This window comes from Rhizobacter sp., from assembly GCA_021153565.1.
Lineage (GTDB): Bacteria > Pseudomonadota > Gammaproteobacteria > Burkholderiales > Burkholderiaceae_C > Albitalea.
The window spans coordinates 1-6,678 of sequence record JAJKJU010000283.1; the positions used below are offsets into that span (position 1 = coordinate 1).

7 protein-coding genes are annotated in these 6,678 nt (G+C 61.2%); 5 read left to right on the forward strand and 2 right to left on the reverse strand.

The window, feature by feature from the left end; genetic code table 11:
- The first annotated feature begins 843 nt into the window (after positions 1–843).
- From AC30NL_RS17940 to AC30NL_RS17955, 4 genes are read left to right on the forward strand one after another with little or no spacing between them, the layout of a single operon-like run.
- Positions 844–2,205, forward strand: a complete 1,362-nt coding sequence (locus AC30NL_RS17940; RefSeq protein ID WP_489465351.1) for a TolC family protein — start codon at positions 844–846, stop codon at positions 2,203–2,205.
- Positions 2,202–3,578 (forward strand): multicopper oxidase family protein, encoded by a 1,377-nt coding sequence (locus AC30NL_RS17945; protein WP_489465352.1) that lies wholly within the window; start codon positions 2,202–2,204, stop codon positions 3,576–3,578. Before AC30NL_RS17940 ends, AC30NL_RS17945 begins: the two co-directional genes overlap by 4 nt.
- Before the next feature lie 21 nt (positions 3,579–3,599).
- The gene (copC, locus tag AC30NL_RS17950) at positions 3,600–3,959 is read left to right on the forward strand and encodes a copper homeostasis periplasmic binding protein CopC (protein ID WP_489465353.1); all 360 of its coding nucleotides are present in this window, start codon (positions 3,600–3,602) and stop codon (positions 3,957–3,959) included.
- Positions 3,960–4,901, forward strand: coding sequence for a CopD family protein (locus tag AC30NL_RS17955; RefSeq protein ID WP_489465354.1), 942 nt, complete (start codon positions 3,960–3,962; stop codon positions 4,899–4,901).
- Between the two features lie 104 nt (positions 4,902–5,005).
- Here AC30NL_RS17955 and AC30NL_RS17960 read toward each other — a convergent pair whose 3' ends face one another.
- Both AC30NL_RS17960 and AC30NL_RS17965 read right to left on the reverse strand, forming a co-directional pair.
- On the reverse strand, positions 5,006–5,242 hold the full coding sequence (locus AC30NL_RS17960) for a hypothetical protein (RefSeq protein ID WP_489465355.1): 237 nt from the start codon (positions 5,240–5,242) through the stop codon (positions 5,006–5,008).
- Positions 5,243–5,469: 227 nt separating this feature from the next.
- On the reverse strand, positions 5,470–5,730 hold the full coding sequence (locus AC30NL_RS17965; protein WP_489465356.1) for a hypothetical protein: 261 nt from the start codon (positions 5,728–5,730) through the stop codon (positions 5,470–5,472).
- A gap of 373 nt (positions 5,731–6,103) precedes the next feature.
- Between AC30NL_RS17965 and AC30NL_RS17970 the strand changes: the two genes are divergently transcribed.
- Positions 6,104–6,571, forward strand: coding sequence for a hypothetical protein (locus AC30NL_RS17970; protein ID WP_489465357.1), 468 nt, complete (start codon positions 6,104–6,106; stop codon positions 6,569–6,571).
- The last annotated feature ends 107 nt before the right edge of the window (positions 6,572–6,678 follow it).

Genomic DNA, 6,678 nt, shown 5'->3' on the forward strand with positions numbered 1-6,678 from the left:
CTCCTTGCCGGTCTCCCGGCGCACCCCGAAACAATTTCCCGTTTTGGGGGCGCTGGGCGGGCGCGCTGCGGCGTTGCTCCTCACTTGTGTGGCTCGCCACATGGCGCTCGGAGCGCCTTGCATCGCATCCCGCCCAGCGCCCCCAAAACGGGAACTTATTCCGGGCCAAATCCTTAGAGTTCGCCATCCCCATGCTAACGTGACCGATGTGAGTACTGTTCGTGTGTGCCTTTTGATACTGCTGGCAGTGCTGCTTCCCTTTCGGGGCGCGGTGGCTGCGGCAATGCTGTGCCCTCTCTCGGGAGGCAGCAGCCATGCGCAATCTCAGTTGCATGATCACCATGCGAGGCATCAGGCGCACGGTCACGCGGGTGCAGGGATGCATGATCATGGCAAGTCGACGGGCACCGCCAAGTGCAATCTCTGCGCTGCGTGCTGCTCCGCCACATCGATAGTGAGCAACGCGCCCACCGTCGAAACACTGCCAGACCTTTCCGCAGTCGTCTTCCCTCCCCTTGTCGCTCCGGCTCCGAGCCACATCTCGGACGGCCAGGAGCGACCACCACGAAGCACCTGACCCCGCTGGACCTCCGCAGTGAGGTTCTGACAGCGCTCGTGCGTTCGCCGCGCGGGCACCGGCTCAATTGAGAGGCTGAGAGTATTTCGATCATGCCCGCTCATCACGCCAAAAGACCCCTGCTCGTCGTTGCAAATGCTCGCCATAGCACGAGCTATGGCTACGCTTTGTGTCTAGATCAGGCGCCGCTTGACGTGCTGCTCGGACACGCTCGAAAAACTCTCAGCCTCTGAGTCCGCAACACCAGGGCCCGCAAGCTTCGACCAATGAATCAAACCCTTTTGGCCATTGCCGCCGCATCGGTGCTGGCAGGCTGTGCTTCGTTCTCGGAAGACGGCGGCTTCGGCAATGTCGCCACGCTGACGAAAGAGCGCACCGGGCAGACGACCGCTTGGCAACGCTCGCCTGCGGAAGCAGACGCCGCCCAGACACGTGTGTCTGAACTGCTCAAGCAAGCCTTGACCGCAGAGAGTGCAGTCGAACTGGCGCTGCTCAACAATCGCGGTCTGCAAGCGAGCTATTCAGAGCTCGGGATCGCCGAGTCGGACCTTGTGCGGGCAGGACGTTTGAGCAATCCGTCGTTCAGGTTCGGCCACTTGCGTGGAGGCGGCATGGTCGAGATCGACCGCTCGGTCTTGTTCAACGTGCTGAGCCTGCTCACGATACCAGCAGCCCGACAAGTCGAGCAGGGTCGATTCGAGCAGGCGCAATGGCATGCCGCGCTCGACGCGGTGGGCGTTGCCGCCGATACGCGCAAGGCCTTCTTCACTGCCGTGGCTGCGCAAGAGCTCGTCACCTATTACCGGCAGGTCAAGGAGGCAGCCGATGCCTCCAGCGAGCTCGCAGGTCGCATGGTGCAAGCCGGCAACTTCAATGCGCTGGCCCAACTGCGCGAACAGGCGTTTCAGGCCGACGCCACGTCGCAACTCGCCCGGGCGCAGCACCAATCCGTCGTGGAACGCGAACGGCTGACACGGCTCCTGAGCCTATCCGGCAATCAACTCGCCTTTGCTTTGCCGGATCGCCTGCCTGACCTCCCGAAATTGCCGACGGAGCCCAAGGATGCCGAACAGACGGCCATGGACAAGCGGCTGGACGTGCTCTTGGCCAGGCGCACCACCGAAGCCACTGCGAAATCGCTCGGTCTCACAAGCCCGACTCGATTCGTGAACGTGCTGAACGTCGGTTACGCAAACAAGTCCCAATCCGGGGACACGCGCCGCAGCGGCTACGAGGTCGAGTTGGAGTTGCCGCTATTCGACTTCGGCTCAACCCGGGCGGCCCGCGCGCAAGCAATCTACATGCAGTCGGTGAATCGGACGGCTGAAATCGCCATCAACGCGCGATCCGAAGTTCGCGAGTCTTACTCGGCGTATCGCACGGCGTACGACTTGGCAAAGCACTACCGCGACGAGGTCGTGCCGCTTCGCAAGCGCATCTCCCAAGAAAACCTCCTGCGCTACAACGGCATGTTGATCAGCGTGTTCGAGTTGCTTGCCGATTCACGCGACCAAGTCATGAGCGTCACCGGCTACGTCGAGGCGCTGCGAGAACACTGGATTGCCGAAACCGATCTGCAAACGGCGCTGACCGGCCGTTCGCCCAATGCATTGAAAGACCGCCCATGAATCAACGTAGAGACTTCCTGCGGGCCGCCGGCGCAACCGCGCTCGGTGCGGCCGCCGTGAGCCGGGTCGGCGCTGCCTCGCTGCCCGAGGCTGTCACGCAGACATCCCCGACGATGCAGCCCCCGCTGTTCCCGAACACGGGCCGCCCCTACAGCCCCGTCGTGACCTTGAACGGATGGTCGCTTCCGTGGCGCATGAAGGATGGTGTCAAGGAGTTCCATCTCGTGGCCGAGCCTGTGGTACGCGAACTCGCGCCCGGCATGAAGGCCAATCTTTGGGGCTACAACGGAACGAGCCCCGGCCCCACCCTTGAAGCCGTCGAAGCCGATCGCGTGCGCATCTTCGTCACGAACAGACTCCCGGAGGCCACGAGCATTCATTGGCACGGCATGCTGATTCCGTCGGGCATGGATGGCGTGACCGGGCTGACTCAACCTGCCATCGGTGCAGGCAAGACCTTCGTCTACGAGTTTGCCCTGCAGCGCTCGGGCACCTTCATGTACCACCCTCATGCAGACGAGACGCTGCAGATAGCGATGGGCATGATGGGAATGTTCATCGTTCATCCCAAGGATCCGCGCCAATACAAGGCCGACCGCGACTTCGTGTTCCTGCTGTCCGCATTCGACATCGAGCCGGGATCAGCGACACCGAAGGTCAACACCATGCTCGACCACAACCTGTGGGCCTGGAACAGCAGGGTGTTCCCCGGCATCGATCCGATGGTGGCCCGCACCGCAGACCGGGTGCGCATCCGCTTCGGCAACCTCACCATGACCAATCACCCGATGCACCTGCACGGTCATCACTTCGAGGTCACGGGCACCGATGGAGGGTGGGTGCCCAAGTCGGCCCGCTGGCCCGAGGTCACCGTCGACGTGGGGGTCGGCCAAATGCGTGCCATCGAGTTCGACGCGAAAGCAGGCGACTGGGCTTTCCATTGCCACAAGGCCCACCACACCATGAATGCCATGGGACACGGCGTGCCGACCATGCTGGGTGTGCAAGCGCGAGGTGTCGCGCAGAAGATCACCCAGCTCGTCCCCGACTATATGCACATGGGCGACACGGGCATGCATGACATGGGCGAGATGCAAATGCCCTTGCCCGCCAACACGCTACCGATGATGGCCGGGTCCGGCCCGTTCGGCGGCATCGGAATGGGCGGCATGTTCAGCGTCGTGAAAGTTCGCGACGATACAAAGGCCGGGAACTTCACGGACCCTGGCTGGTTCAAGCATCCGACGGGCACCGTCGCCTACGAGTACACAGGGCAACTCGAACCACCCGCTCGTGGGCAAGCCCCCGAGGCAGATGACGACACGCTCAATGCACGCAAGCCATCCGGCCACAAGGATCATTCCAGTCACTGATTGCAAAGAAAAGGGGTCACGATGAAGCGACTGATTCACGGCCTGATAGCTGCGGCTTGCTTCCTGATGGCGTCGTCAGTTCTTGCCCACGCAACCCTGCAAAGCTCGACACCCACGAATGGATCAACGCTTGCGACCGCGCCGACTGAAATCCGCCTGCAATTCAATGAGCCGATCGAGATCACGTTCAGCTCAGTCAAGCTTGCGGGACCGGGTGCCAATACGATCAAGACCGACAAGGCGAAGGCCGACAAGGACGACGAAAAATCCATCGTCATGCCGCTGCCCGCACTTCCGGCTGGGGCCTACAAGGCGCAATGGTCCACCGTGGGTCGCGATGGGCATCGCGTCAAAGGCGAACTCTCGTTCACGGTGAAATGATTGGACGAGTCTTCATCAGCGACGGCCCTGCTCGCGATCACGGTGCTCGTCAATGTTGGGCTGGCGGGGATGGTGGGAAGCTGTGCTTCGATCGCGTGGCTCAACGGGTCAGGTTCTGAATGGGCGAAGACCCTCCTGATTCGATCTCATTGCCTGTTGAGAGCGGCGTCGGTACTCACGCTGGCATCCACCTTGTTCATGCTTTGGCTTCAGGCGGCCGCCATGGCCGAAGCGCCCTTGGTCGAAGCGTGGAACGTGATACCAGCAATGCTCGAAGCGACGCACGTCGGTCATGCGTGGCTGGTCGGGTTCATTGCCTTGCTCGCGGTGCTCGGAATATCGGCGCTTCCATTGCCCGCTGTAACGGCATGGCGCACGTCCTTCGTCCTGCCCGGCATTCTCATATTTGCATATAGCCGCAGCGCCATGTCGCATGCGGGAACTCAGGGATGGGTCCAAGCCGCAGTCTGGGTGGACATGGCGCATCTTCTGCTCGTGAGTCTCTGGAGCGGGGCCGTGTTCATCGCAGGGTTTGCGGCGTTGGCCCATGCGATCGGTCCGTCGGCCGTCGCGCGCCTCGACGCATTGAGGTGGATTCGTGCACTGTCCAAGACGGCGACATGGACGCTTGCCGGGATCGTCGCAACGGGGATTCTCAATGCCTTGCGCGGGCTGGGGGCAGTCGAGCCACTTTTTCGTAGCCCTTATGGCAACGCCTTGCTCGTGAAGGTCGTCTTGGTGGGCGTCGCCGCGTTGCTCGGCGGGTTCAACCGCTTCAGGGTAATGCCCCGTTTGCTCCTGGCCTTGCAAGTAGCGCATGACAAGGTCGATGAGCCGCGGCGCACTTTCCTTCTAGTGCTTCGTGTCGAAGCACCCGTCTTGTTGGCCGCGCTCGTCGCCGCCGGAGTTATGAGTGCGAGCGCTCCGCCTGGAACTGGCTGAGTCCCCGTTTACACATTGCAAATTACCCAAGCATCAGCGCCTGTGGGCCATCAATTGGCGCACGCCGGCAGATGCGAGCAACCTTACGACGCAGACCTCGATGACTACGCCAAGTCCCGGAAGGTCAGCGACTCCAGGTGCGCCACAGGTTGACTCCGACGCTCCTGAGCCACGGCCGACCGAGAAGCCTCGATGCGCTGTTCGACAAAGAACGGATGCGGAGTCCCGCACTGCGGACATGTGTCGACGATTTCGTAGTAGATGAAGTCGCAGCCGTGGCAGCAGTCAGTTCCCGAGCGCAATTCAGCGGCAGCCAGTTCAGCAAATATGGTGGGGCGCATAGCCCTCACCGTCGCCAGGCAATGAGAGCAGTCCTCGTGCGGAATCGGATGGTTAGCACAAAACATTTTTGAGCTCCAGATAGCGCGGTATGCGGACAACTGAAATCTTCAACCGAACGGACCTGCTGCAATGCACCAAATAACGCGGCAAAGCATCGCCAATTACGGTTTTGACGAGATATCCATCGGGATGGTTAAGGTCATGAAGGGAACCTTTTGCATCGCGGCTACACCTTCCGGTGATCCATCGCATCAATGCACAGGACTGCGCACTCATAGCCGAAGTCGAATGCTCCTTTTGCGCTGGCCAGATGCCGCTTCGGCACGTCGACACGAACCTCGTCTTCGCTCTCCGAGCCGCGGATGTGAACACTGATAGGCCAGGTGACCAGATCTGCGGCGGACAAGGTCGACATCCTGATGCGGTAGCCGCTGTGGGCGCCGATCGCCTCAAGACGATGTCCTCGTTCGATGATTTCGTACTTCATGGGGGGGACGAGAAGTGGCCGCCAAGTCGCGATAACGCACAGTACACCAGGCACGGCAAGTGGTGAGGACGGCGATGCGGTGACTTATCACAACTCCGACAACTGAACCCAAAGGACTGCTGGGCGGAGTCTGGACAACTGAACGGGTTTAGCGGACCGGCTGCAGCCCGCATTACCCCCTCTCCCTCTGGGACCCTCTGGGAGAGGGAGCAAGGACGACGGAACTGAACTCATCCCCTCCCTTGCCACCTGAATGAAATACGCCAATCGTGCTCCAGGCACGTAAAAGTCAATGCAATTGCCTCATGCGACAGTGCCTGTACTGAGGGCCGCGGTATCCTCGCTTCCGTCACGCACACAGCATGGAGTCACGATGACCCGCATCAACAGATGTCTTGCCGCCTTCGCGTTATTGTTCTGTGTCTCTGCCCTTCCTGCCTTGGCCGCCAGCTCGGCCGCGTCTTCTGCCTCGGAGAGCATCACCACATCGGTAGGCAGCATCTCGGATTCGATTCAGAAGTCGAGTACCAGCTCGACCAACACCACCGCCGCGATCGAAGGCGACTACAACGTCGTCGAAGTCGCTGCCCTGCCCGAGCAGCCGGGCACCATGCGGATGAAGTTGCAAGCGGTCGCCGATCAGGGCTCGGATGGCGAATTCTTCCTGTACCTGCCACAGAAGGCCGTCGAGCAAGGGGAGCTGGCCCTTGGCCAGGTCGTGACGGCGCGTCAACGCCCCTATGGCGTCGAATTTTCCAACGCACAGACACGCAAGGCCTTTTTTCTGGCACTCACGGACGACTGGTATCGCGAACTGCAAACCAACGCCGTGGTGCTTTGACCGGTGAGAGGCTGAGAGTATTTCGATCATGCCCGCTCATCACGCCAAAAGACCCCTGCTCGTCGTTGCAAATGCTCGCCATAGCCCGCTATGGCTGCGCTTTGCGC